The 25,452-nt window shown below is 41.2% G+C and carries 22 protein-coding genes, 4 tRNA genes and 2 pseudogenes; 21 read left to right on the forward strand and 7 right to left on the reverse strand.

What is annotated here, in order from left to right:
- From B092_RS13995 to B092_RS0108075, 11 genes are all read left to right on the forward strand, one after another.
- Positions 1 to 239: zinc ribbon domain-containing protein (locus B092_RS13995; RefSeq protein WP_018574726.1), on the forward strand; the 239-nt coding region annotated here is incomplete at its 5' end.
- A 49-nt stretch (positions 240 to 288) separates the two neighbouring features.
- Positions 289 to 1,278, forward strand: a complete 990-nt coding sequence (locus B092_RS0108025) for an NAD(P)H-quinone oxidoreductase (RefSeq protein WP_018574727.1) — start codon at positions 289 to 291, stop codon at positions 1,276 to 1,278.
- A 51-nt stretch (positions 1,279 to 1,329) separates the two neighbouring features.
- The gene (gene tpiA, locus B092_RS0108030; RefSeq protein WP_018574728.1) at positions 1,330 to 2,109 is read left to right on the forward strand and encodes a triose-phosphate isomerase; all 780 of its coding nucleotides are present in this window, start codon (positions 1,330 to 1,332) and stop codon (positions 2,107 to 2,109) included.
- 107 nt (positions 2,110 to 2,216) lie between these two features.
- Positions 2,217 to 2,693, forward strand: coding sequence for a preprotein translocase subunit SecG (gene secG, locus B092_RS0108035; RefSeq protein ID WP_018574729.1), 477 nt, complete (start codon positions 2,217 to 2,219; stop codon positions 2,691 to 2,693).
- 162 nt (positions 2,694 to 2,855) lie between these two features.
- Positions 2,856 to 2,940: transfer RNA gene (locus B092_RS0108040), tRNA-Leu, on the forward strand.
- A gap of 391 nt (positions 2,941 to 3,331) precedes the next feature.
- Positions 3,332 to 4,249: an NUDIX hydrolase gene (locus B092_RS0108050; protein ID WP_018574731.1), complete on the forward strand. Its 918-nt coding sequence runs from the start codon at positions 3,332 to 3,334 to the stop codon at positions 4,247 to 4,249.
- Positions 4,250 to 4,393: 144 nt separating this feature from the next.
- Positions 4,394 to 5,284 carry a carboxylating nicotinate-nucleotide diphosphorylase gene (gene nadC / locus B092_RS0108055; RefSeq protein WP_018574732.1) on the forward strand — a complete coding sequence of 297 codons (891 nt, stop codon included), beginning with the start codon at positions 4,394 to 4,396 and terminating at the stop codon, positions 5,282 to 5,284.
- Positions 5,281 to 6,264, forward strand: a complete 984-nt coding sequence (locus B092_RS14710) for a Bug family tripartite tricarboxylate transporter substrate binding protein (protein WP_018574733.1) — start codon at positions 5,281 to 5,283, stop codon at positions 6,262 to 6,264. The genes nadC and B092_RS14710 overlap by 4 nt, the downstream gene beginning before the upstream one ends.
- Entirely contained in the window at positions 6,261 to 6,758 is a 498-nt protein-coding gene (locus B092_RS0108065; protein ID WP_018574734.1) for a tripartite tricarboxylate transporter TctB family protein, read from the forward strand. Before B092_RS14710 ends, B092_RS0108065 begins: the two co-directional genes overlap by 4 nt.
- A gap of 4 nt (positions 6,759 to 6,762) precedes the next feature.
- Positions 6,763 to 8,259 carry a tripartite tricarboxylate transporter permease gene (locus B092_RS0108070; RefSeq protein WP_018574735.1) on the forward strand — a complete coding sequence of 499 codons (1,497 nt, stop codon included), beginning with the start codon at positions 6,763 to 6,765 and terminating at the stop codon, positions 8,257 to 8,259.
- A 197-nt stretch (positions 8,260 to 8,456) separates the two neighbouring features.
- Positions 8,457 to 9,515, forward strand: a complete 1,059-nt coding sequence (locus B092_RS0108075) for a hypothetical protein (RefSeq protein ID WP_018574736.1) — start codon at positions 8,457 to 8,459, stop codon at positions 9,513 to 9,515.
- Positions 9,516 to 9,718: 203 nt separating this feature from the next.
- On the opposite strand, the pseudogene B092_RS14005 reads toward B092_RS0108075, so the two are convergent.
- Positions 9,719 to 10,853 (reverse strand): annotated as a pseudogene (locus B092_RS14005) (IS3 family transposase).
- Positions 10,854 to 11,664: 811 nt separating this feature from the next.
- On the opposite strand from B092_RS14005, the gene B092_RS0108090 reads away from it, so the two are divergent.
- Positions 11,665 to 12,255, forward strand: a complete 591-nt coding sequence (locus B092_RS0108090; RefSeq protein ID WP_018574738.1) for a lipocalin family protein — start codon at positions 11,665 to 11,667, stop codon at positions 12,253 to 12,255.
- 88 nt (positions 12,256 to 12,343) lie between these two features.
- Here B092_RS0108090 and B092_RS15405 read toward each other — a convergent pair whose 3' ends face one another.
- Positions 12,344 to 12,673 (reverse strand): hypothetical protein, encoded by a 330-nt coding sequence (locus B092_RS15405; protein ID WP_018574739.1) that lies wholly within the window; start codon positions 12,671 to 12,673, stop codon positions 12,344 to 12,346.
- 77 nt (positions 12,674 to 12,750) lie between these two features.
- Here B092_RS15405 and B092_RS14015 point away from each other — a divergent pair.
- A pseudogene (locus B092_RS14015) lies at positions 12,751 to 13,276 on the forward strand (integrase core domain-containing protein); the annotation flags it as partial.
- A 183-nt stretch (positions 13,277 to 13,459) separates the two neighbouring features.
- Here B092_RS14015 and B092_RS0108110 read toward each other — a convergent pair.
- The 5 genes from B092_RS0108110 to B092_RS0108130 all read right to left on the reverse strand — a co-directional run bounded on the left by B092_RS0108110 (position 13,460) and on the right by B092_RS0108130 (position 18,438).
- Positions 13,460 to 13,903 (reverse strand): Tn7-like element transposition protein TnsE, encoded by a 444-nt coding sequence (locus tag B092_RS0108110; RefSeq protein ID WP_255313364.1) that lies wholly within the window; start codon positions 13,901 to 13,903, stop codon positions 13,460 to 13,462.
- A 243-nt stretch (positions 13,904 to 14,146) separates the two neighbouring features.
- Entirely contained in the window at positions 14,147 to 14,494 is a 348-nt protein-coding gene (locus B092_RS0108115) for a DMT family transporter (RefSeq protein ID WP_026253674.1), read from the reverse strand.
- 158 nt (positions 14,495 to 14,652) lie between these two features.
- Positions 14,653 to 16,041, reverse strand: coding sequence for a tRNA uridine-5-carboxymethylaminomethyl(34) synthesis GTPase MnmE (gene mnmE / locus B092_RS0108120; protein ID WP_018574744.1), 1,389 nt, complete (start codon positions 16,039 to 16,041; stop codon positions 14,653 to 14,655).
- An 11-nt stretch (positions 16,042 to 16,052) separates the two neighbouring features.
- Positions 16,053 to 16,472 (reverse strand): HIT family protein, encoded by a 420-nt coding sequence (locus B092_RS0108125; protein WP_018574745.1) that lies wholly within the window; start codon positions 16,470 to 16,472, stop codon positions 16,053 to 16,055.
- A gap of 775 nt (positions 16,473 to 17,247) precedes the next feature.
- Positions 17,248 to 18,438 carry a methionine aminotransferase gene (locus B092_RS0108130; RefSeq protein ID WP_018574746.1) on the reverse strand — a complete coding sequence of 397 codons (1,191 nt, stop codon included), beginning with the start codon at positions 18,436 to 18,438 and terminating at the stop codon, positions 17,248 to 17,250.
- A 525-nt stretch (positions 18,439 to 18,963) separates the two neighbouring features.
- Here B092_RS0108130 and mnmG point away from each other — a divergent pair.
- The 8 genes from mnmG (at position 18,964) to tuf (ending at position 25,448) form a co-directional block, all read left to right on the forward strand.
- The gene (mnmG, locus tag B092_RS0108135; protein WP_018574747.1) at positions 18,964 to 20,877 is read left to right on the forward strand and encodes a tRNA uridine-5-carboxymethylaminomethyl(34) synthesis enzyme MnmG; all 1,914 of its coding nucleotides are present in this window, start codon (positions 18,964 to 18,966) and stop codon (positions 20,875 to 20,877) included.
- 130 nt (positions 20,878 to 21,007) lie between these two features.
- Positions 21,008 to 21,670, forward strand: coding sequence for a 16S rRNA (guanine(527)-N(7))-methyltransferase RsmG (gene rsmG / locus B092_RS0108140; RefSeq protein ID WP_018574748.1), 663 nt, complete (start codon positions 21,008 to 21,010; stop codon positions 21,668 to 21,670).
- Complete coding sequence (locus tag B092_RS0108145; protein ID WP_018574749.1) at positions 21,663 to 22,442, forward strand: ParA family protein; 780 nt, start codon at positions 21,663 to 21,665, stop codon at positions 22,440 to 22,442. Before rsmG ends, B092_RS0108145 begins: the two co-directional genes overlap by 8 nt.
- A gap of 37 nt (positions 22,443 to 22,479) precedes the next feature.
- Positions 22,480 to 23,523, forward strand: coding sequence for a ParB/RepB/Spo0J family partition protein (locus B092_RS0108150; RefSeq protein ID WP_018574750.1), 1,044 nt, complete (start codon positions 22,480 to 22,482; stop codon positions 23,521 to 23,523).
- Positions 23,524 to 23,705: 182 nt separating this feature from the next.
- Positions 23,706 to 23,791, forward strand: a tRNA-Tyr gene (locus B092_RS0108155).
- A 60-nt stretch (positions 23,792 to 23,851) separates the two neighbouring features.
- Positions 23,852 to 23,925: transfer RNA gene (locus B092_RS0108160), tRNA-Gly, on the forward strand.
- Positions 23,926 to 24,140: 215 nt separating this feature from the next.
- A tRNA-Thr gene (locus B092_RS0108165) sits at positions 24,141 to 24,215 on the forward strand.
- A gap of 42 nt (positions 24,216 to 24,257) precedes the next feature.
- Positions 24,258 to 25,448 carry an elongation factor Tu gene (gene tuf, locus B092_RS0108170; RefSeq protein WP_018574320.1) on the forward strand — a complete coding sequence of 397 codons (1,191 nt, stop codon included), beginning with the start codon at positions 24,258 to 24,260 and terminating at the stop codon, positions 25,446 to 25,448.
- Positions 25,449 to 25,452 lie beyond the last annotated feature (4 nt).

Consider the following 25,452-nt stretch of genomic DNA (forward strand, 5'->3'; position numbering starts at 1 on the left):
GCCCTTGTTGCGGTCATATCGCCAAAGAAAATCGGCGCAGCCAAGCGCGGTTCCAGTGTATGGACTGTGATTTTGAGGAAAACGCTGACGTAGTCGGCGCGATCAATGTGTTAAGGGCGGGACACGCCCGGTTAGCTTGTGCAGAGACTTCGCCTGTAGGTAAGGGCGTCGGGCCAAGAACCCACCGAAGCGAGTCAGGCGATGGTCGCCTGAACGCCGTAGGAATCCCCGTTCTTTAGGGCGGGGAGGATGTCAAGTTTTAAATGTATAAGGTATAAGGAGTAAAAAATGAAAGCGATTGAGATTCAAGGTGCCGGTGGACCGGAAGTGCTGCATATTGTCGAGCGTGAGAAACCGGCGTTAAAAGCCGGTGAGGTGCTTGTTAGAGTAAAGGCAGCCGGCATTAATCGCCCTGATGTGGCTCAACGCGAGGGTAGTTATCCTCCTCCTGCTGGTGCGTCAGACTTGCCCGGTCTCGAAGTGGCCGGTGTAATTGTCGAAGGCGATGTCTCGGGTACGGAGCATAGCATTGGTGATGAGGTGTGTGCGCTGACACCGGGGGGCGGTTATGCCGAATACGTCGCGGTACAGGCTAGCCATTGTTTGCCAATTCCCAAGGGCTTAAACATGGTCGAAGCGGCCGGCTTGCCTGAGACTTATTTTACTGTTTGGATTAATCTTTTTGATCGTGTTGGTCTATTCGAAGGGGAAACCTTGTTAGTACACGGCGGTGCGAGCGGTATTGGCACAACGGCAATTCAAATTGCTAAAGCGATGGGCCATACGGTGTATGCGACAGCGGGTTCGGATGAGCGCGTTGCTGCCATCGAGGCCTTAGGTTGCGACAAAGGGATTAACTACAAGACACAAGACTTTGTTGAAGAAATTAAGGCGCTGACTAATAAACGTGGCGTCGATGTGATTCTTGATATGGTTGCCGGCGATTATGTCAGTAAAAACATCGCTTCGTTGGCTGAAGATGGGCGCCTTTCGATGATTGCGATTATGGGTGGCCGTATGGGTGAGTTGGATGCCGCGCGCATTGTGTTTAAACGATTAACCGTGACCGGTTCAAGCCTAAGACCACGTAGTGATGAGTACAAAGCTAAAATTGCTCGTGCCTTAGAGGACAATGTCTGGCCATTAATTGAGTCCGGTGCGATTAAACCGGTGGTGCATGCGGTGTTTGATTATACGGATATCCAAAAAGCCCATGAGATGATGGATGCCGGCGAGCAAATCGGTAAAATTATTATCACTTTCCCGGACAATGAGTAGCTTTTCAAGCTATAATTATGGGTTATCTTGATATTTAAGCGATTAGCGATAGTGATTGTGACTAATAATAATCTTAATGTGTTGCCACAAGGTGGGCGTTTGGTGCTTGGCAATTGGAAGATGCACGGTAGTTTGTCAGCCAATGCGCAGCTCATCCGTGAATTATCAGAAGGCGGTAAGCAATTACCTGCTTCTGTGCGTTGTGGTGTCTGTGTGCCTTTTCCATATCTCGCTCAAGTGAGCCAATTACTTGAAGGCAGTGAGTTCTTGTGGGGGGCTCAGGATTTAAGTGCCCATACCCAAGGCGCTTATACCGGTGAGGTCTCTGCGCCAATGCTCAATGATTTCGGCAGTACCTGGGTGCTAGTAGGGCATTCTGAGCGTCGCCAAATGCATGCCGAAGATAGTGAGTTAGTTGCTCAAAAAGCGCAGCAAGCAATTAGTCATGGTTTAATCCCGGTTGTCTGTGTGGGTGAGTCGTTGCAAGAGCACGAAGATGGTCTTGCCTTAGATGTTATTCGTCAGCAATTAGCGCCTGTTTTAGCCTTAGGTGTCGAGCAGGTAGACAAGATAGTCATTGCCTACGAACCAATTTGGGCCATCGGTACCGGGCTAACAGCTACGCCTGAGCAGGCCCAGAGCGTGCACGCCTACATCCGTTCATTGTTGGTCGAAATTGGCGCTGATCATGTCTATATTTTGTACGGTGGCAGTGTCAAACCGGATAATGCCGCCAGTCTATTTGACATGCCGGATATTGATGGGGCGCTAGTGGGTGGTGCGTCTTTAGATGCCAAGGATTTTCTGGCGATTGCGACCGTTAGTGCGTAATTGGCAGGTATTGAGAGTCGAATTTTTGTTGTTAGACGTGTTGATACACATTATTTATATTTAAAGTTTAGAGCGTTTAGCTCGTTATTCCTTAGTTGGAGTTTTTAATGCCGTCATTTCTTTTTCCAGTATTAATTGTTGTGCAGGTTGTTGCTGCTTTTGCTGTGATCGTTTTGGTCATGTTGCAGCAAGGTAAGGGTGCAGACATGGGATCTGCCTTTGGTGGCGGCTCTGCGGGTAGCGTATTCGGTTCTGCCGGTGCTGCAAACTTCTTCTCTCGTATGACTAAGTGGGCAGCAGTTGTGTTTTTTGCAACGACATTGGCGTTAGCCTATATTGGTTCTAAGTCATTCACCACAACAACTTCCAGCGGTCCGGAAGCGGGTCTAATGGAGCAGTTTAACGAGGTTCCGGTTATTCCTGGCGCAGGCGATTCAGTGCCTTCTAGCCCTAGCGTAGAAGATTCTTCTATGCCCGCAGCCCCTACGGCTCCTAGTGATGAGGCAGAAGCAGATGCGGCGGTGCCTTCTTTAGGTACTCCTGAAGAAGCGCCAGCGGCTGAAGAAACACCTGCAGCTCAGTAAGTTTAGCTATTGATTGTTGTTTTTAGGGGTGCAGCCAACACATAGGGCTGCATTTCTTTTTGAGTTAGGCAATTAGCTCATTTTGTTTTGCAGATTAGTAAAAGTTGTGCTAGAATCTATCTCTTTATTGCAAAATAAAAATTCATAAAGTCTTCATATATTGCTCACGTGGTGGAATTGGTAGACACGCTACCTTGAGGTGGTAGTGGCGAGAGCCTTGGGAGTTCAAGTCTCCCCGTGAGCACCATCATTTGTTTTTCTCTTCTTTTGTTTCTCTTTAAAAAAGACTACTAAAGCCCTTTAAATCAAAGGGTTGTGGTATTTTTGCACTTCAAATTTCTTTAATTTCATACAGTCTTATTTAGTCTCTTTTAAGCATATTTACGCAAAAGTGTTGGTATTGTGGGATGCAGAACCCACAATTTTTAGCTAAGGCTATGAAGATATATGTCCACGACTGGGAAGCTTTTTGTAAGTTATTTATAAAAAATATTCAGCTAGCCATGATTCAGGCCATTTTCAAACAAAAGAAATGATTTTTCATGCTGTTTTGATATACTCAAAATGGTTCATACTCATGAACATCATTAAAACTAAACTCAAGATAGAACTATAAAACTCATTTGGGCTACTCATCAATGGAAAAAGAACAAGGAACGACGGAACTGGCCGCAGTGTTAGTTGCCGTAACTGATAATGAAGCAAAGGTATTAACGGTGGAGCAGGGTACTTTTTTACCCAGTGGCCCGTTGACGCCGATTCATAGTTCCTTGCAAGCGGGTGTGCGTGAGTGGGTGGAAAAGCAGACCCATCAACCACTTGGTTATGTAGAGCAGCTTTATACCTTTGTTGATAGTAAACGAACCACAGCCGCAGGCCAGCCGTTGATCTATATTGGTTATCTTGGACTGGTGCATGAGGAAAGGGAGTTGATTGATCTTCAGGCCAAGTGGAAAAGCTGGTACCTCTATTTTCCTTGGGAGGATCAGCGTCGTGGTCGTCCGGACTATATCGATTCAGAATTTCTACCATTTTTTCTGCAGTGGCTTGATGCTGCGGATAGCCTTAAGTTGCGTAATCGACGCCTTCAACGTTTGAATATGTGCTGGGGGCTTGAGGGTTTTGAGTGGAATGAAGAGTATATTCTCCAGCGCTATGAGATGCTGTATGAGGTTGGCTTAGTACCTGAGTCACCACGCTTTGAAGAGGGTAGGGTATCTGAGCATCATGTGGGTAGCATGATGAGGCATGACCACCGTCGTGTGCTAGCTTCCGGTATTGCCCGTCTGCGTGCAAAGATTAAATACCGTCCGGTGATCTTTGAGCTGATGCCACCGCAGTTTACCTTGTTGCAGCTTCAGCAAAGTATAGAGGCTTTAGCAGGGATTATTTTACATAAGCAGAATTTTCGTCGGATGATCATCAATCAGGGATTGATTGAGGAAACCGGACAGCAGGATACCTCTGGTCCTGGACGACCGGCGAAACTATATCACTTTAAGCCTGATATCTTACTGGAGCGTTCGGTTTCCGGTAGTAAGCTGCCCATTCAGTAGTATCACTTTTTCTTTTAAATCTAGACTATTTATATATTCATTGCAGTCGCTAGAGTGTTGACTATTTATTAAAAATAGATTATGCTCACTTCGAGTACAAATATTTATGCTCTTATTGAGCATAACAGAACAGTATAGGTAGTCATGAATAAACATCTTTTTCCCTTACCCGATTTATTGCTTCGTCCCTATGTGGAATTTGCCCTGACTGAGGATTTAGGCCGACGAGGTGATGTCACCAGTTATGCCACGATAGCGCCTGATCTTAAGGCGACCCTGAACATAGTCTCACGTCAGTCGGGTGTCATTGCCGGTATGTCGTTAGCTCGATTGGCTTTTTATATGATTGATGCCGATATCGAGTTTGTTGCGCAGTGTCGCGATGGACAAAGGGTTGAGCCATCCACGGTTCTCGCCGAGGTATCGGGTAATGCGCAAGCTTTATTATCTGCAGAACGTACAGCACTTAATTTTTTAACGCATTTGAGTGGTATTGCGACCCAAACAAATGACATTGTAAATTTAGTTAAAGAGACCGAGGCGGTGATTACTTGTACTCGCAAAACCATTCCAGGCCTACGTACTTTGCAAAAGTATGCTGTGCGAGCCGGAGGAGGGCGTAACCATCGACTTGGACTGGATGACGCGATCTTGATTAAGGATAACCACATTGCGATTGCAGGTAGTATTACGGCGGCGCTGCGTCAGGCTAAAGAGGTGGCAGGGCATCTGATTCCGCTAGAGATTGAAGTGGATACATTGGAGCAACTAGAGGAGGCATTAGCGGTAGGTGTCGATCTTGTGCTGCTGGACAATATGAGCCTAGATGAATTACGTGATGCGGTTGCACTGTGTCAGGGGAGAGCTCGTACCGAAGCTTCTGGCGGTGTTAATCCCGAGACGGTTCTTGGCGTAGCACAAACTGGGGTTGATTTTATTGCCATGGGCTGGTTGACGCATACAGTGCCTTCATTAGATATCGGACTTGATTTTATCCCTTCTACCGCTACTGATAATCGAGGTACACAGGCATGAAAGGCAACTTTTTAAAAGGCTTAAAAGGATTAGGGTTAGCGTCGATAGCTTTAGTGTTAGCGGCTTGTACAGATGATCTGACGACTTCATCGGAACAAACTAACACAACAAGTCATCGTGACTTTCCTCGAGAAACGGTCACGCTTATAGTGCCATTTTCAGCGGGTGGAGGCACAGATATCCTAGCTCGTCATATGGCTAAAAACTTGAGTGAGCAGTGGAGTACTCAAGTGATTGTTAAAAATATGGCAGGTGCCAGTGGCCGAGTGGCAGAAAACTATGTCAAAAATCGTCCTGCTGATGGCTATACCCTTTATTTTAATAATAGTAGCTTTACTACCGTGCCACCTATTTTGACCCCAGAGCTTCCTAAAGTTGAAGGCTTTACAGCCCTTGGTTCCATCGCAAAATCTTCTTCTTTGTTAATCGTACCTGCAGATTCGCGCTTTGATACGCTGGAGTCATTGCTGAATGAATCGGATAAACTCTATATCGGATCGTGTGGTCTTGGTACCCCCCAACACTGGGCGGTGATGCGTTTAAAGCGTGATGCTGAAACAACGCATGTTCCTTATGGTGGTTGTGCTGATGCCTTATTGGAAGTGGTTCGTGAGGAGTTATCAGCTGCTGTGGTTACCCAGGCCTCGGCCAAAGCAATGCTTGAAAATGGCTCTGTTCGTGCTCTAGCAATAACCAGCGCAAGGCAAGAAGCAGCAACTGACGCTTTGGCGACTAGTGAACTGTGGCTTAAGAACGGCCCAAACTTAGACCAGTGGTATGCAGTTTTTGTACATGAAGAAACGGCAGATGAGATCAAAAAGCAAATTGCCGCAACGCTAATGGAGGTTTTTGATACACCACAGTTTGCGGAGGAATTAGCACCTTTCTCTTTAACCCCATATTTGCAAGATGGGGAGACGTTTGATGCCTTGCTGAAAGAAGAGCAAGCAGCCTTTATTGAGTTTGCCACACAGCAATGAAGCAACAAATTAAGCGAAAAAACCGGATAGTGGCTTTGTGCTACCTAGTATTTGGATTAGTCATGCTTTATCAGAGCGTGATGTTTTATGACATCGGCACATTCGCGCAAATGCAAGCGGGATTTTTTCCATTAATAGGTTCTGGGCTAATTGTATTAGCCGGTTTTTTCATGTTGCTTAAAGAAGTGTTTGTTGCTTTTAGGGCTAAGGCTAGCGATGATGTGCGCCACTCTGCTCATCGTAGTGATTGGTCGGAGCTGTTTATCGTTCTGGTGTTTACAGTTATTTTATTGACGTATGCCTTGGCGATTCACTATCTGGGCTTGATGGCTAGTATTACTTTACTGGTGATTAGCAGCCGTGTATTTTATCCCGAATCCTCATGGCGATCAACGCTGATCGGTCTTGTGCTTTGTACGGCTTTGTCCTACTTGCTAGTTGAGGTGATCGCTCCTTCAGGGGTGATGCTCTGGCCAGATTTTATTGGGGTCTAGTTTGATGTTAGACATGTTCACCCTTGGGCTGGAAGTAGCGCTCGCTCCTCAAAATCTGTTTTATGCCTTTATTGGTGTGCTTCTTGGTACCATTGTTGGCGTGATTCCCGGCATTGGTACCATGTCAGTCATTGCCATGTTGTTGCCTTTAACCTATGTGATTTCCCCCGTCTCAGGCATTATCATGTTGGCTGGTATTTACTACGGTGCCCAATACGGGGGTAATACCTCTGCGATTTTGCTTGGTATACCTGGTGAAAGTTCGGCAGCGGTGTCGGTGTTTGATGGCTATCCCATGGCAAAAAAAGGGCGTGCTGGTGCGGCATTAGCCATCTCTGCCTTGAGTTCTTTTTTTGCTGGCTGTGTGTCTACTTTGCTGATGTTTCTTTCAGCACCATTACTCGGTAAAGTTGCGCTGGCTTTTGCTTCGGCTGAGTATGCGCTTTTGATGGTTTTGGGGCTCATTGGTAGTATGAGTTTTGCCAGTGGGGCTTATTTAAAAACCATGGGTATGGTGGGGCTAGGCCTTTTCTTGAGTACTGTCGGTATTGATTTTTATACAGGAACTCCACGTTTTGAATACGGCATCATGGCACTAAGTGATGGCTTTCCTATTGCCGTTGTTGCTATGGGCGTATTTGGAATTGCTGAAGTCATTGAACAGTTAGTGCATCAATTTAAGCTACGACGTGCCGGTGGCAAAATACCTGCCATGGCGGCGATTCCCTTTAAGTCACTTTATCCCTCGAAAACTGAGGCAAAGCAATCTGTCGCTCCAGCTAGTCGTGGCACCTTGATGGGGGTGTTATTAGGCATTTTTCCAGGGATTGGAGCCACTATTGCCTCTTTTGCTGCTTATAGCGTTGAAAAGCAAGTAAATCGTGAGCGGGAGGAGTTGGGCACAGGTCATCCAGCCGGACTAGCCGCTCCAGAAGCGGCTACGAATGCAGCAGCCCAAACTTCCATGATCCCTTTATTAACCTTAGGTATTCCGGGTAGTGCTGTGGTGGCGCTAATGATGGGCACCATGAATGTGCATAATATTCAGCCTGGACCTACATTGATTAATCATCACCCCGAGCTGTTTTTCGGAGTGATTGTGTCTATGTGGATTGGTAATTTGATGCTGCTAGTATTGAATTTGCCACTGATTGGTATCTGGGTAAAACTATTGCAGGTGTCAAAGCCGATATTACTGCCTATTATTTTAGTGGCTTCTACCCTAGGAGTTTATCTCTTAAATAGCAGTAGCGCTGATATTGTGTTGCTGCTGCTTTTTGGACTTCTTGGTTATGTTATGCGCCGCTTTGGCTGTAGCACGGCCTCCTTTATTTTAGCTTTTATCCTAGGCCCTTTACTTGAGGAGCACTTACGTCGCACCTTATTGCTCTCAGATGGTTCCTTTTTAACCTTTGTGGAGCGACCGTTATCCCTATTTTTGTTAGTGTTGATCGGCGGGCTTGTGATGGTGATGGGGTGGCGGAGTTGGAAGCTGCGTTGAGCTTTGGCTTGTCACTAATTAGTCATTAGTTAGTCATCAATCAGTCATCTTTTGTTGTTAACATTTCTTTTATCAAAATATCATCCATTACCTGAAATCATAGCAGTTACAAGATGGTTGTTCTATTTGTGGGGCATAAGTCCAGTGATTAGCACCATACAAGTCAAAAATATATCATTAAAGAAAAGAAAACATATATGGACCGTGCGCCACGAGTGGATTTTTTGTTTGTCTACATTTTTTGCGCTATACCGCTTTTATTTACTCGAACCTCCATCGCTGAACATATAGAACGGACTAGCCATACTGGTTTCTACATTGGATTAGTTGTTTGGTTACTAGCCTTCTGCTTGGTCATTAAGTATTATTTCCTTCCTGATTCTGCCATTGCTCAGCTTAAAAAGAGCGATCAGGTGGTGAGGGCAGAGATAATTGGGGATTCTCACCATGATTTTTCGGGATTACCGCCGTTGTCTTTGCATAGAAAAGGATTAGAGGGTGAGGAGCAATTTCGTAAAGAGCATGTGAATCGTCAGATCAAGGTAAAGTTATCTAATCTGGCAGGTACTCTAATCACTCATATTTTCTCTATGCCGGTGGATTACTCATCTTCTTCTAGCCTTAATGAAATTATTGAAACACAAAATCAACGTTTAGCAATCGAGTACGAGGGTGGTACTACTGCGTATATGCCAGTGTGGCTTAATGGTAAGGTGGTAACGCCAGTTTTTGCACTGGCTAATGAGCATGGTCGAGTGACTCGTGGACATATTAAGTTAGGTCTATGCCTGATTATTATCACCTTGCTACAGATGTTTTTGCCATTGCTTTATGTGGCACAGACAACACAGCATCTGACAGATGATGTATTTACCTTGTTTAATACAGTCACTGTTTGGCATTGGGCTCCTTTAGGCAATATTGTGCTTTTATGGATTTATCATAGTCACGGCTCTGTTGAGGCAGGGCCTAATGGCATGCCTGTTGACGTCATTAAGCTTTCCGGACTTAGCAGTACCACCGAATCCATTACTTGGAAGCAGACACATTACAGCAGTGATGAACCTGCTTATCGCATTGATGTTACTTATAAGGATAGTGACGGTCAATTGAATAGCTTGCACTTTACAGAGACTGTTTCTAACATTCAAAAAATAAAGCTTGATGAGATGTCACAACATCGTCCAATTCTTTATCTGGAAAATCAAAAAGACAAGATTGTTTTTGCTGACCGTGATAATGGGCAGTTTATCTGAAAGTATGGATTTTAGACGTTAAGATTATTTGTTTAATTAGATAGAGGAAGTTAGAGAGAGTGATCGATATATGCTGTCAAGTTTAAGCGGACTTTCAGAGCGTATGCCTAGAGTTTACTTTCTGTTTATTTACGCTCTCTGCGCTATTCCGCTTTTCTTCATCCGAGAAAATATCGTGGAGCATATAGGTAATCACCCCATTTTTAATAGCAGTTGGCAGTAGAATTATTTAATTTATGTTGATGTAATTTTTGCCTCGGTGTGATGCCACCTAATGCCATGTTGGGGCGTTCGTTATTGTAAGTCCAGAGCCAAGCAGTCGCTCCGTGCTGAACTTCTTCTAAACTCTCGAAGAGATTCTGGGTTAGCCAGTCATAACGTACCGTCCGATTATAACGCTCGACATACGCGTTTTGTTGTGGATTACCGGGCTGAGTGTGAATCAACGTGATATGCCGCTTAGCTGCCCACGCTAGGAGTGTTTTACTAATGTATTCCGGCCCATTATGGCTTCGCCGAACTGCGTTTCACACCTTAAGCANGCAGGCTTGCCTCGCCACTCGATGATTTGATCCAGCACTCTCGTGACTCGCTCTGCAGGCAAAGAGAAGTCCACCTCTATGCCCAAACCCTCACGGTTAAAGTCATCAATCACGTTAAAGAGACGCAGACAACGACCGTCAGCCAGCTGGTCATGCATAAAATCCATCGACCACACTTGGTTGATCGCAGTGGTTGTACCGAGTACCTCAGGACGCTCACGTACAATACGTTTCTTAGGTTTGATACGCAAGTTTAGTTCTAGCTCGCGGTAGATTCGATAAACTCGTTTGTGGTTCCATTTAAAGCCCTTAATGTTACGCAAATACAGGAAACATAAGCCAAAGCCCCAGTTACGTTGAGCGGTGGTTAATCGAATCAACCAGTCAGCAATGACCTCGTTCTCATCGGCTTGTTTAGGCCGGTAGTAATAGCAGCTTTGGCTGATGCTCAATACTTCACATACCACTCGTATACTCGCTCTAAATTGCGTGACCGAGCGCTGCGCCATCTCTTTACGTCGAGATGGCCTTACCACTTTTTTTCGATGGCCTCGCGAGCAATCTCAGCCTTTAGGCGCTCTTCGGCATACATCTTTTTAAGGCGCTGATTCTCCGCTTCAAGCTCTTTAAGTCGAGACATCATGGAGGCATCCATGCCACCGTATTTAGCACGCCACTTGTAGAAAGTGGCGCTACTCATACCATGCTCTCGGCATAGCTCTGGCACAGGCGTACCAGTTTCGGCTTGTTTAAGAATCGCCATGATTTGGCTGTCGGTATATCGTGATCTTTTCATTGAATTTCCTTTATAAGAAATTCTACTTCTAATTTGCTATGGTTTTGTGGGAGGATTACCCCCCTAAGATCGATGAAATGATCTGGCGAATTATCTCAAACTCATTTAAGTCTCTTTTTAGAAAAATAAATTGTTTCCATGAGCACTCCTTGTAATATTAAAAAAGTAGATTCATTTTTCAATAGTTGTGTAATTGGTATCTGGCGTCGATTAAGTTAAGTCAATATTTTAGTAACGGACAACAGAGCTTTAGAAAGTGCTTTACTAAAGCCTTCTGTGTTGCACCCATAGCGTACATTACATGAGCTTATGCTATTTAGCCACAATGCCATAGACTCTCTTTACGCATCAATCGATAGGGCTTCACGAAACCAAAGAAGCTATGCCGAGTACAAGGAGCTCCTAGATTATTTATAAAAAATACGATCTCACCCTCTGCTCAGGTGGAGTCTTAGATGCGTAATAGACAAGCTAACAATAGGCTTATGGGTTATTTTTTAAGTTACCCAAAATAGCGCTAAGGTTTTTTCAAAAGCACTATGAAACAGCCTTTTACCCCTCTATTTAACGATATGTCCGTATACTCTCATAGCAACTCGCATTAACATTAGAAAACAAAGACACTTATTGATTTCAACTTTTTCTTGTTTAGAATCATATTTAGTAGTTAGTCATCAACCAAACCCTTTACTTTTAAACAATTGTTCTCAACACTTACAAACTTCCAACAATTTTCATATAACCACCCTGTTAAAAATCTTGTTATCATTTCAAAATGAGTCTTCCTTTTTAATTCTTCTAGGGGAAAAATATGAAAAAAATCCTTACTTTATCAGCACTTGCCATTTTGGCGGGTTGTAGCTCAACCTCAACTTCACTTGAGACTGAACACGCTCCCCTTCCGATACAACAAGACGTTGACTTGGAAAAATACGTTGGTACTTGGCACGAGCAAGCACGATTACCTCATCGATTTCAAGAACAATGTGTCGCTGATGTACAAGCAGATTATGTTTTAAATGACGACCAAACGCTTAAAGTTACTAATAGCTGCCGCACGGCAAATGGTTCCATTACCACGGCTATTGGTGAAGGACGTTTATCCAGTGATATCGAGCCGACTGACCCAGCTAAGCTTGAGGTCCGATTTGCACCGACATGGCTTTCTTGGTCACCCAAAGTTTGGGGTGATTACTGGATTCTAAAGTTGCAGGGAGATTATGAATACTCCTTAGTCGGTACACCAGACCGTGAGTACTTATGGGTACTTTCACGTGAGAAAGAAGCCGATCAAGCAGTGGTTAAGGAGTTATTAGACTATGCAGCGACTCAGGGTTTTGATATTGAAAAAGTAGAACGCTCAAATCAAGAGCTAGTGAGCGGAGTTGCTACTGCTAAATAAGATATGAGTTATACAATAAAAAGCAGCTGTTTGTTACTCTTTTGGCGAGTATAGCAGCTGCTTTTTTAAATCGACTTAAAAGATTCAACTATTCCTCATCATTTTCTTTTTGATAACCCTCGTAGTAGTAAGACTGCTCAATGCGTTTTTGCTCGGCTGTCTTCTTAGGTACAGGACCGGGGGCTGATTTCGATAACCCCGCCAGACCATCTTCGGCTAACTCTCGTCGCCATTGAGCCAATTGATTTGAGTACAGTTTTTTACGACGCAGCAGCGCACCTAATTCACCGTGTTTGCAGGCATCGGCTTGCTGTATGATGGATAGTTTATACTCGGGCGTAAACACGCGACGGGTGCGTTTTTCTAAGGAAGGGTTCGGCTCCACTTTGGATTCGATCGGTGTCACTGGTTTTGGCATAATGCGCTCCTGATTACCCTGATCTATATGTTATCTCAAAATCAAGTGGCTCAGGTCTATCTTGACATACAGGGACTGCGATCAACCAAGTGTGGTCAATGAATTTTATGCATGACCAACTGGCTGACGGTCGCTGCTTGCGTCTCTTTAACGTGATTGATGACTTTAACCGTGAGGGTTTGGGCATAGAGGTGGACTTCTCTTTGCCCGCTGAGCGAGTCACAAGGGTGTTGGATCAAATCATCGAGTGGCGAGGCAAGCCTGCATGCCTACGGTGTGAAACGCAGTTCGGCGAAGCCATAATGGCCGGAATACATTAGTAAAACACTCCTAGCGTGGGCAGCTAAGCGGCATATCACGTTGATTCACACTCAGCCCGGTAATCCACAACAAAACGCGTATGTCGAGCGCTATAATCGGACGGTACGTTATGACTGGTTAACCCAGAATCTCTTCGACAGTCTAGAAGAAGTTCAGCACGGAGCGACTGCTTGGCTCTGGACTTANAATAACGAACGCCCCAACATGGCATTAGGTGGCATCACACCGAGGCAAAAATTACATCAACATAAATTAAATAATTCTACTGCCAACTGCTATTAAAAATGGGGTGATTATAAATCACTCACTTTCTCTACAAATTTTCCCTCTTCATCTTGTGCCCAATAACGGCTCACTAAACCTCTGTCAATTTCTTTATCTGAGTAAACTTCAAACCCAATAGTCATAATCCTAACCAATTATTCATGTCTGCATTCCCACCTAGTAGTGGTTTCAGTCATTCCTTTAATCCGTCAATTGCTCTCTAACCACTCTCTCAGCCCACCCCTCCATATCTTCTCTCGACACTTGCAGCTCCCCCAGCCCCTTCGGGTGATTCACCCCTCTATATCTTTCTTTTCCATATAGCTGATCAAGCAAACCATTTGGCCAGTTCAAGGAGCTCTTCACTACCCCACGTCGTATTCTCTCAAAATCACTCCGCCATGTTTCGCCATCAACGCCAATCAAGACTTTGGTAGAAAGCATTTTCACCCCATCCGATGCATCTACCTCTAGCAAAACAAATTCACTACCATTACGTCGCAACCCAACCGCTTTAATCACTCTTGGTGAACCATCCTTACACAGATGTAATCGGCTACGTCCAACTTTTGGCAAAACCAAGGTTTTTTCAAAAAACACACTGCATTCAAATATACGTCGTGCACTAGCTATAAGATGTCTTATTGGTGTTCAAATAAGTAATAAAAACCATTTCTAGTAATTCATGCGTATTTATGTTCTACAACTTCTAACTATTTTTTATAATTTATTAATAAACACTAATTATCAAAAAAACTAACTATAGTTAGTTTAATTTACACTTTAGTTAATTTCAGATTACTCGTGATTATTAGCATCACATCACTACTCTAAGAACCATACCTCTTACAGAAAATAAAAAGCATGACGTAGTAAATCTATTACGATTTATCCATGTGTTACCGATTTTGAAAATAGATTAATTATCAGTACACCGATAATAATTAAAGAAATTCCTGCTATTGCCGGCATATCTAAACTTTGTTTAAAAAATACAAAACCTATAAGCGCAATAGCTACAATTCCTACAGCACTCCAAATTGCATAAGCTATTCCTACAGGAATAAATTTTAGACTTAATGAAAGAAAATAAAATGAAACCACATAAAGAACAATTACAAAAGCGGTAGGTAACAAGCGAGTAAATTGTCCTGTTTTGACGAGCATTGCTGTGCCGCAGACTTCGAAAATAATGGCGATAGCTAAAAATAAATAAGCTACAAAAGCAGGTTGCATAAAAAATAACTCCAGGAATATAAAATGCTCCACGTGGAACATTTTATATTCCATTGTTGTATTGTTTAGACCAACCTTATTAGTTTAAACTTAAAACAATACAGTTAATCTTAATAAAATTAGAAAATTTTGAGGCTCTTAACCCCTCCCCTACTCCCTTACTTTCCTATACAAAAAGACGAGAAAATCTCACCTAATAAATCATCACTAGTGAACTCACCGGTAATTGAATTTAACGCTTCATGGGATAAACGCAATTCTTCAGCAAATAAATCCAACACACGATCATCTTGTTGAGCAAAATTATATGCTTGGTTTAAATGATCCATAGATTCTTTTAAGGCAATTAAATGTCGTTCACGAGCTAACCAAGGCGTTTCTTGTTGTACCTGTAAACCGGCAATTGAAAGTAATAACTCAGTTAATTGTTGTAAACCAAACTGCTCTTTAGCTGACAGAAATACCCTGTTATCAGCAGTATTTTGATTTTTTAATTTCGCCAGTGTTTGCTCATCTAAAAGATCGATCTTATTAAACACGGTGATCACCGGTGTTTTAGTCGGCATTTTTGAAAGAATATCTTGATTGGCCTCGAGATCGGGAGCGGCAGCATCTTGTAGATGCAAAATAACATCTGCCTTGGCAATTTCAGCCCAACTACGTTCAATACCAATACTTTCTACCGTATCATCCGTTTCACGAAGTCCTGCAGTATCAACAATATGTAATGGCACCCCATTTAAATGGATTTGCTGCACTACCCTATCACGTGTCGTACCGGCAATGGCAGTCACAATAGCCACCTCATCGCCTGCAAGCGCATTTAAGAGACTGGACTTACCAACATTAGGTTGCCCCGCCAAAACAACGTGTAGGCCCTCTCTGAGTATCATGCCCTGCTCTGAAACCTGCAAGATATGACGTAATTTCTCTTGTAAAGCTTCTAATTGAGGAACAGCATCATATTTTTCTAAAAACTCAATCTCTTCTTCGGGAAAATCAAGCGTTGCTTCAACCAACATTCGTAAATAAATAATGCTATCTGCGAGTTCATTAACTAGTTTTGAAAATTCACCACTCAATGACGCCATAGCACTTCGTGCAGCAGATTCCGAACTGGCATCAATTAAATCAGCGACTGCTTCAGCTTGGGCCAAATCCAAACGACCATTTAAAAAAGCGCGCTGAGTGAATTCACCGGGCTCAGCTGGACGTAAGCACTGATTACCGACAGAAATCTCTATACAGCGCTTTATAATGCGTTTTAAGACAGCTGGTCCACCGTGTCCTTGCAACTCTAAAACGTCTTCACCAGTGTAGGAGTTTGGTCCTTTAAAATATAAAGCAATTCCTTCATCGATGACCTCACCGTGCGCATCACAAAAAGGTAAATAATAGGCATGACGAGGCGTTAAATCTCGACCAAAAAATGCATTAATGTAAGAAGACAAATCTTTGCCCGATACTCGTACAACACCAATACCCCCTCGACCTGGAGCAGTTGCTATTGCCACAATGGGGTCATCTTGAAACTTTATTACTGACATTTTTTAACTATTTATTCAATAAAAGAAGCTATTTCTTTAGCTAAAGCGGTTAATTCCTCTGGATCGCCTTGAGTTCTTGCGTGTTCATTTCTTTTTTGTCCTTCATAAACTGGAACAAGATGGAAATGCAAGTGAAACACAGTCTGACCAGCAGCCGCATGATTAAATTGGCTCATAATCAAACCATCAGCATTTGTCGCTTTCATTAATGCAGGGGCTATTTTTTTACAAGTTCGTACACATGCTGAAATCGCTTCATCACTAATATCAAAAATATTCTCTGCAGACTCTTTTGGTAAGACTAATAAATGCCCTTTAGATTCAGGCATGATATCCATCATAACGAAAGTATTCTCATCTTCATAAACTTTATATGAAGGTGCTTCACCACTAATGATTTTTGCAAAAATATTATCGTTTTGATATGGCATTTCAATCCCTTTATTAAGAAAATCAATAAAAACAATGTTGAATAAGCTCTATGATAGCTTAATGTGGATAAGTCGTGACCGAGATCCGAGTAAAACAATGCCCTATTTGAAGCCATTAATTTATCCACTTTAAGTTAAGTTCAAAATAGCAAACTTACTCTTTGAAATTCCCACTTCAAGTCATTGTTTTTAATAAATAAAAGTGACTTATCCCAGTTATCCACAGAGCATAATAATAATAAAAGTTAATAATAATTAATAATGTATTAACATTGCGCTTTAATTTAATTTATTTAGTTATCTCTAAGTAGATCAATTTTTTTAAAAATGCCTGTGCTTAATCAAAAGGAACCGATAAGCAAACTAATTTCTGCAATGTAATAAGCATTTTTAAATTACTTACGCAGCCCAAAACTTATTTTCAAAGCTAAGTGAAGCAAATTATTGCATTGGCCGACATGTCATTAATGAGTTCTATCGGAAAATAAGTTCTTCCCCACCCTTTGTTTAACTTATTTTGATCAAATTTTGTTGAAAACATTTATTATTATCCTAAGATTGTGGATAACTAGTGCATCGATTGCTCTTATATATTAATTAATAAAATAAGATAAAAACTATTCACATTAGGATAAGCCTAAATAAAGCAATTTATCCTTTTAAAAATCAGATATAAGCCATTGTATTAATAAATGAAAAAGCACTTATCCCAGTTATCCACAAGGTATAACAATAATAACAAGTAATAATAATTAATAATGTATTAACATTTAGCTTAAATTTTCTTTAGTAGCTCTATCGCTTTTTCTAAGGTTTTATCACCCTTAGCAAAACAAAAGCGCAATATATGATTATTTGCTTCAATAGAACGACTATCTTGATAAAAAGCAGATACGGGAATTAAAGTTACACCCATTTTTTTTGTTAATTGAATAGCAAAATCCAATTCATTTTCATCTGAGATCTCACTGTAATCAGCCAACAAGAAAAAAGTACCATCACTCGGTATTGCTTTAAATCGAGTTTCTTTTAAACCGTTTAGTAATAAGTCATGCTTCTTTTCATAAAAACTAGCTAACTTAAGATAATGAGATGGCTCCTTCATAAATTCTGCTAAAGCAAATTGAAAAGGAGTTGGTACGGAAAATACGGTGAATTGATGAATTTTTCTGAATTCGGCACTTAGTTTAGATGGTGCAACACAGTAGCCAATCTTCCAGCCAGTGTTATGGTAAGTTTTGCCAAAAGATGAGATAGCAAAGGTTTTGGCTTGCAGTTCAGGGTGAGTTAAAAAACTTAAGAATTTTTTATTGTTATATACAATATGCTCATAGACTTCATCAGCAATTAAGAAAATATTCTTTTCTCGTGTTATTTCAGCTAAAGTGTCTAAATCTTCTTGTTTTAAAGTGATTCCAGTTGGGTTATGAGGAAAATTTAAAATAATTAGTCTGGTTTTATCAGTTATGACCTCTTTTAATTGATCCCAATTCATGCTGTATGAAGGGTTTTCTTTTGTAGGCTTATTAAGTTGAACAAAAACTGGTACTCCGCCAGCTAATCTGATGCAAGGAACATATGAGTCATAGCATGGTTCGATCACTATAACTTCATCACCTGGATGAACAATAGCATTGATTGCAACTATTAACGCTTCAGTCGCACCACTTACGACAGTTATTTCACTATCTGGATTGATATCCGCTCCATAAAGAGTTTTTACTTTGTTTGCTATTTCATTTCTTAAACTGGGAATACCCGGCATTGGTGCATATTGATTATGTCCTTCCTTCATTGCGTTATTAACTAGTGTTAATAACTTTTCATCGGGATTAAATTCTGGAAAGCCTTGTCCCAAATTAATTGCATTATTTTCAACTGCTAATTGGCTCATTACAGTGAAAATTGTTGTCCCCACATCAGGAAGCTTAGATCTTATTTCTAAAGCCTGATTTGTTAACGTCATAACATCCTCTTTTTTTATTTATCCACAAAAGCTTTTATTAAAACAAATCAAAGACAGCTAATTAAATACCTATAATACAGATAGTTAGAGTGTTATACACAATATATACAGTGTTTTCCTAGTTAAATACCAAAGTTATCCAGTAAGTTATCCACAAGCTATTGTGATTAACTAGGAATATGAATGTTTCACGTGAAACATTCATATTCCTCAGTTTTTGTACAAAATAAAAAAGAGAAGTTTTTATAAATTATGGTAAAATGATTTTTGAGTATAGGAGTTGTTGTTTATTAACTATCTATTAATAAACTTTCTTATCGTTTTATTCTCAACTCAAATAAGTGCCAGAAGAATAGATAAATAAAATGCATAGAAAAACAAAACTTTATTTCTAATTATAAAAATAAATTTAATAAGCATTTTAAATAATAATGTTTCACGTGGAACATTATCTAAATGGTCATTACTTAAATCTGTTGTGGCATTTGAAACGCTGCACTATCTTAATTATTTTTATTGAAAACCATGGATTTTCCAAACACATTTGACGTTATTGTCGTTGGTGGTGGTCACGCGGGCACTGAAGCTGCTTTAGCTTCGGCACGCATGGGAAGTAGAACCTTACTAATAACGCATAATATTGAGACCTTAGGGCAATTATCTTGTAATCCTTCCATTGGTGGGATTGGTAAGGGGCATTTAATTAAAGAGATTGATGCCTTAGGCGGAGCGATGGCTCAAGCGACTGATAAAGCCGGTATTCAGTTTAGGATTCTTAATGCCTCTAAGGGACCTGCTGTAAGAGCAACGAGAGCACAAGCGGATAGAGTACTATATAAAAATGCTATTCGTTATATACTAGAAAACCAAGAAAACCTATTTCTTTTTCAGCAAGGAGTTGAAGACTTACTTGTAGAAGGGGATAGAGTGATAGGTGCTGCCACTCAAATTGGGCTTAAGTTTTATGCGCCGGTTGTTATTTTAACTGCGGGTACTTTTTTAAATGGAAAAATTCATGTCGGTCTAGATAACTATTCTGGAGGTAGAGCGGGTGATCCTCCATCGGTTAGCCTTGCACATCGATTAAAAGAAATGAATTTACCACAAGGACGGTTAAAAACGGGTACGCCACCAAGACTGGATGCGCGTACAATTGACTTTAGTAGTTTAGAAGAACAACCTGGTGATATTGATCCTATTCCAACGTTCTCTTATTTAGGACGAACTGAAGAGCCGCCTCGTCAAATATCTTGTTGGATTACTCATACAAACGAAGAAACGCACGATATTATTCGTAGTGGTTTTGACCGATCACCTATGTATACAGGTGTGATTGACGGTGTAGGCCCTAGGTATTGTCCATCTGTTGAGGATAAGATCAATCGATTTGCTGATAAAAATTCTCATCAAATTTATCTAGAACCAGAAGGATTGTTTACACATGAAATTTATCCTAATGGTATTTCAACAAGTTTACCGTTTGATATTCAATTTAAATTAGTACGAAGTATTAAAGGCTTAGAAAATGCCCATATTTTACGTCCAGGCTATGCGATTGAATACGATTTTTATGATCCACGCGAATTAAAGTCAAGCTTAGAAAGTAAACATATCAAAGGGTTGTTTTTTGCCGGTCAAATTAATGGTACGACAGGTTATGAAGAGGCTGCTGCTCAAGGTTTGTTAGCAGGAATTAATGCAAATCTTTTATTACAGGGTAAAGAGAGTTGGACGCCACGACGTGATGAAGCATATCTAGGTGTATTGGTAGATGATTTAATTACACGTGGAGTAACTGAGCCGTATCGTATGTTTACTTCACGAGCAGAATATCGTTTAAGCTTGCGTGAGGATAATGCTGATTTTCGTTTGACTGAAATTGGTTATCAGTTAGGTGTCGTTCCACAAGAAAGATGGGATGCTTTTGAAGCTAAGCGTAATAATGTTCAGCAAGAAATTAAGCGTTTAAATTCAATTAGAATTAATAGCGATACTTACAATCAGGATGACGCAACTAAGGTGTTAGGCCGTGCGCTTGAAAAATCCTATGTTTTATCGGAACTTTTAAAACGACCTAATGTTGACTATCACGCGCTCATGAATTTACAAACGAAAAGCGGCGAAGATTTTAAAACCAGCGAAGAATTAACCGTTGACGAAATTACACAGGTTGAAATTCAAATCAAATACTCCGGTTATATCGATAGGCAGCAAGAAGAGGTTAGGCGTCAGCAACAATTTGAAAACATGAGAATTCCAGCTGATTTTGACTACAATAAGATTGCTAATTTATCAATAGAGGCTCGATCCTTCTTGATTCAGCATAAACCTGAAACGATTGGACAAGCTTCACGTATTCCCGGCATGACGCCAGCAGCAATATCTTTGTTATTAATTCATGTGAAGCGATTTTCGCAAAGCAGTGCATTAAAAGCTTAAATTATTTAAATTTTAATCTAAACAAGCTTCTAAGAGTAAATTACACATTTGCTTTTAGAAGCTTTTTGATTTGATAGGTATAATGTTTCACGTGGAACATTATTAATAAAGGCTAGATCAAGGGAGCTTTATGAGTAGCTTTGATATCCGTTTAACCAAAGCCGCTGAAAAAATGGGATTAGTACTCGATGATAAGCAAAAACAAAGTATTTTGCTTTATTTGGAGCTAATACAAAAGTGGAATAAAACGTATAATATTACTGCGATTAAAGAGGCAGAGCAGATTTTAGTCCAACATTTGTTTGATAGTCTTTCAGTTATAGCGCTGCTCCAGCAGCAAGTAGGTGCAAACAAAGCGGCTGTCGTGTTGGATGTTGGTTCCGGTGGTGGCTTACCGGGCGTAATTATTGCAATTTGTTGTCCACATTGGCATGTTATTTGCATTGATGCAGTAGAAAAAAAGACAAGTTTTATTACAATGGTGGCAGGACGTCTTGGGCTGAAAAACTTAAGCTCAAAACATTGTAGAATTGAAGACTATGCTTCAGATGAAGCAGATTTAGTTGTTTCACGTGCTTTTGCTTCGTTAAGTGATTTTGCCAATTGGTCAGGTCATACGGTAAAGAAAAATGGTCACTTAGTAGCTATGAAAGGGCATTATTATCCTGATGAAATAGCAGAGCTTGAAAAGACGAGCGATTGGTTGCTTGATTTATGGCAAGCATTAGAAGTGGTAGATATGGATGCTGAGCGTTGTTTAATTTGGTTGAAGAGAAAGGGGTTGGGTGATTAATTTGGCTAAGATATATTGTGTAGCAAATCAGAAGGGTGGCGTCGGTAAAACAACAACAGCCGTTAATCTTTCAGCCGGCTTAGCTGCTAGTAAAAAAAAGGTTCTGCTTATTGATCTGGACCCTCAGGGTAATGCGACCATGGGCTCCGGGGTCGAAAAAAATGAATTAAATGTCAATGTTTATCATGTATTGATTGGTCAAGCTACTATTAATGACACCGTAGTGCGCTCAGAGAGTGTTGGCTATGATGTGTTGCCAAGTAATAGAGAGTTGTCAGGTGCTGATATCGACTTAATGGAATTAGAAGATAGAGAGTACAGACTAAAAAATGCGATTGATGAACTTGATAAAGAATATGATTATATTCTTATTGATTGTCCTCCGACCTTATCTTTACTCACGATTAATGCCTTAGCCAGTGCAGATGGGGTAATTATTCCAATGCAATGTGAGTACTTTGCATTAGAAGGATTATCTGATTTGGTAAATACCGTAAAGAGGGTATATCAAAATATTAATCCAAAATTAGAAATTACCGGTCTTTTACGTGTGATGTTTGACCCACGAATGACATTACAACAGCAAGTATCGGAGCAGTTGGAAGAGTATTTTGGTGATAAAGTATTTAAAACAATGATCCCACGAAATGTACGCTTGGCAGAAGCGCCAAGTTATGGGATACCGGGCGTCCAATATGATAAGTCTTCTCGCGGTGCAAAGGCGTATATGCAGTTTGCTAAAGAGCTATTAAGAAAAACTAAAAATAAATAATAACAATTAATTTAATAATAAATTAAAAGATAGAGATATGGTCAGTAAATCAACGAGTAAAAAAACAGCGGTGAAAAAATCAGTTGCTAAAAAAGCAGTGAAAGTGGCGACGCCCAGAAAACAAGCTAAGGGATTAGGCCGAGGTTTAGGAGCATTGCTAGGTGAAGATGTAGCAATTGCGCAAGTCATACGCGGCGATAGCTTAAGTGAATCTGTCCTGAGTCCAGGACACGATAAAGCACAAGGTACGGCAGCAGTAGAAGAGAAGTCAAACACAACTAATACTTTAAAATTAAACCAATTAAAAGCCGGTAAATATCAACCACGCACTCATATGGAGCAAGAAAAGCTAGAAGAGCTAGCTGACTCTATTGCTCGTGAAGGAATCATGCAGCCTATATTGGTGCGACTCATTGCTGGTGAAGTAGAACAGTATGAGATTATTGCCGGTGAAAGGCGTTTTAGAGCTGCAAAAATCGCAGGATTAACAGAGGTACCTGTATTAATTCGTGATGTGAGCGACGAGCAAGCTGCCGTTATGGCCTTGATAGAAAACATGCAGCGTGAGGATTTAAATCCGTTAGAAGAAGCTAAAGGGATTGACCGCTTAATAAAAGAATTTGATTTTACTCACGAACAAGTGGCTGAAAGTATTGGGCGGTCTCGTTCCTATACCTCAAACCTTTTAAGATTATTAAATCTCTCTGAACCGGTACAATCACTCTTGGTCAGTAGCCAAATAGATATGGGACATGCCAGAGCTTTATTGACATTGCCGGCAGCTGAGCAGATATTAATTGCTAATCAAGTAGTAGCCAAGCAATTATCAGTCAGGGAAACAGAAAGACTCGTCAAGCTGTTTTCAATGCAAGATAAGCAACAAGCAAAAACCGCTGATAATAAAGAAAGAAGTCGAGACGTGGTGCGTATAGAAGAAGCACTTTCTGATTATCTTGGAACAAAGGTTGCAATTAAAGTAAACGCCAAACAAAAAGGACAACTATTAATTGATTTCCACGACTGGGAACAGTTAAATGCGTTGTTGGAAAAGCAGGGGCTGGCAGGTGTAATAGACAACTGAAAAGCTGGCAGGGGATCGCTTTTTGCTACTCCCTTTGATTTTTTTAAGTCATATATGGATATTTTGTATGGTGGGTTTATCAAAAAAAAGTGAAAAACAACAAAAAGACAACAAATAGTAAATAAACCTACAATATCATTTGACATAATATAATTTAATCATTACAATTATTAATTCTTTGCGGTGGAGTGTCCGAGTGGCTAAAGGAGGCAGACTGTAAATCTGTTGGCTAACGCCTACGTTGGTTCGAATCCAACCTCCACCACCAAAGATTTGTTAGCTTAGAATCTAGTAGTATAGGTTTAGGGCTGTTGGTTAGGTGTCCCCTGCGGGTGTAGCACAATGGTAGTGCAACAGCCTTCCAAGCTGACGGCGTGGGTTCGATTCCCATCACCCGCTCCATACGCCTTAAAGTATAATTCTCGCTAGTTCTCAGCAATCAAATTTAAATCAATTAAATTATCCCAGATGATTAGAGTAAATAATCTGTACTTATACAAATGATTTACTCTAGCTATTTGTAGCTAAAAAAATGGTTGTTTTAGTAATGAGTGCAGATTAGTAGTATCAATACAGTTCACTTATCTTCTAGTTCATACTAATACATCATTTCTAGTGCCCAAGTGGCTCAGTGGTAGAGCACTCCCTTGGTAAGGGAGAGGTCGCGAGTTCAATTCTCGCCTTGGGCACCACTACTAAACATAACACTGTCAGGAATCTTTCAGGAGTAGGTCATGGCAAAAGGTAAGTTTGAACGTACCAAACCACACGTAAACGTTGGTACTATCGGTCACGTTGACCACGGTAAAACCACTTTAACAGCAGCTATTTGTACTGTACTAGCTAAAGAGTACGGTGGTGATGCGCGCGATTACGCTCAGATTGATGCAGCTCCTGAGGAAAAAGCACGTGGTATTACCATTTCTACGTCTCACGTAGAATACGAAACCCCTAACCGTCACTACGCACACGTTGACTGCCCAGGTCACGCGGACTATGTTAAGAACATGATTACCGGTGCAGCTCAGATGGACGGTGCGATTTTAGTTTGTTCAGCTGCAGATGGCCCAATGCCTCAGACACGTGAGCACATCTTATTATCACGTCAGGTTGGTGTACCTTACATCGTTGTTTTCCTAAACAAAGCTGACTTAGTTGATGACGAAGAGTTAATCGAGTTAGTTGAGATGGAAGTTCGTGAGCTATTAAGCATGTACGATTTCCCAGGTGATGACACGCCAATCATTAAGGGTTCTGCTCGTTTAGCCTTAGAAGGCGACGAAGGTCCTTTAGGTAAGGAAGCTGTTTTAGCGTTAGCTGAAGCGTTAGACACTTATATCCCAACGCCAGAGCGTGCGGTTGACGGTTCTTTCCTAATGCCGGTTGAGGATGTATTCTCTATTTCTGGTCGTGGTACGGTAGTCACCGGTCGTATTGAGCGCGGTATTATTAAAGTGGGTGAAGAGATCGAGATCGTTGGTATCCGTGAAACTCAGAAATCCATTTGTACCGGTGTTGAGATGTTCCGTAAGTTACTCGACCAAGGTGAGGCGGGTGATAACGTTGGTATTTTACTACGTGGTACGAAGCGTGAAGACGTTGAGCGTGGCCAAGTATTAGCTAAGCCGGGTTCAATCAACCCACACACTAAGTTCTCAGCCGAAGTGTATATTTTATCTAAAGAAGAGGGTGGTCGTCACACGCCATTCTTCCAAGGTTACCGTCCTCAGTTCTACTTCCGTACAACTGACGTAACCGGTACGATTACACTACCAGCTGATAAAGAGATGGTACTTCCTGGTGATAACGTGTCAATGGACGTTGAGTTAATTGCACCTATCGCGATGCAGGAAGGTCTACGTTTCGCTATCCGTGAGGGTGGCCGTACCGTAGGTGCCGGTGTTGTTGCTAAAATCGAAGCTTAATTAA

Source organism: Oligella ureolytica DSM 18253 (assembly GCF_000373745.1).
Classification (GTDB): domain Bacteria; phylum Pseudomonadota; class Gammaproteobacteria; order Burkholderiales; family Burkholderiaceae_B; genus Oligella; species Oligella ureolytica.

Excerpts from the sequence above, each read along its gene's own strand:
- B092_RS0108025 (WP_018574727.1), top strand. The coding sequence starts at position 289 with ATGAAAGCGATTGAGATTCAAGGTGCCGGTGGACCGGAAGTGCTGCAT.
- secG (WP_018574729.1), top strand. The coding sequence starts at position 2,217 with ATGCCGTCATTTCTTTTTCCAGTATTAATTGTTGTGCAGGTTGTTGCT.
- B092_RS0108050 (WP_018574731.1), top strand. The coding sequence starts at position 3,332 with ATGGAAAAAGAACAAGGAACGACGGAACTGGCCGCAGTGTTAGTTGCC.
- nadC (WP_018574732.1), top strand. The coding sequence starts at position 4,394 with ATGAATAAACATCTTTTTCCCTTACCCGATTTATTGCTTCGTCCCTAT.
- B092_RS14710 (WP_018574733.1), top strand. The coding sequence starts at position 5,281 with ATGAAAGGCAACTTTTTAAAAGGCTTAAAAGGATTAGGGTTAGCGTCG.
- B092_RS0108065 (WP_018574734.1), top strand. The coding sequence starts at position 6,261 with ATGAAGCAACAAATTAAGCGAAAAAACCGGATAGTGGCTTTGTGCTAC.
- B092_RS0108070 (WP_018574735.1), top strand. The coding sequence starts at position 6,763 with ATGTTAGACATGTTCACCCTTGGGCTGGAAGTAGCGCTCGCTCCTCAA.
- B092_RS0108075 (WP_018574736.1), top strand. The coding sequence starts at position 8,457 with ATGGACCGTGCGCCACGAGTGGATTTTTTGTTTGTCTACATTTTTTGC.
- B092_RS0108090 (WP_018574738.1), top strand. The coding sequence starts at position 11,665 with ATGAAAAAAATCCTTACTTTATCAGCACTTGCCATTTTGGCGGGTTGT.
- B092_RS15405 (WP_018574739.1), bottom strand. The coding sequence starts at position 12,673 with ATGCCAAAACCAGTGACACCGATCGAATCCAAAGTGGAGCCGAACCCT.
- B092_RS0108115 (WP_026253674.1), bottom strand. The coding sequence starts at position 14,494 with ATGCAACCTGCTTTTGTAGCTTATTTATTTTTAGCTATCGCCATTATT.
- mnmE (WP_018574744.1), bottom strand. The coding sequence starts at position 16,041 with ATGTCAGTAATAAAGTTTCAAGATGACCCCATTGTGGCAATAGCAACT.
- B092_RS0108125 (WP_018574745.1), bottom strand. The coding sequence starts at position 16,472 with ATGCCATATCAAAACGATAATATTTTTGCAAAAATCATTAGTGGTGAA.
- B092_RS0108130 (WP_018574746.1), bottom strand. The coding sequence starts at position 18,438 with ATGACGTTAACAAATCAGGCTTTAGAAATAAGATCTAAGCTTCCTGAT.
- mnmG (WP_018574747.1), top strand. The coding sequence starts at position 18,964 with ATGGATTTTCCAAACACATTTGACGTTATTGTCGTTGGTGGTGGTCAC.
- rsmG (WP_018574748.1), top strand. The coding sequence starts at position 21,008 with ATGAGTAGCTTTGATATCCGTTTAACCAAAGCCGCTGAAAAAATGGGA.
- B092_RS0108150 (WP_018574750.1), top strand. The coding sequence starts at position 22,480 with ATGGTCAGTAAATCAACGAGTAAAAAAACAGCGGTGAAAAAATCAGTT.
- tuf (WP_018574320.1), top strand. The coding sequence starts at position 24,258 with ATGGCAAAAGGTAAGTTTGAACGTACCAAACCACACGTAAACGTTGGT.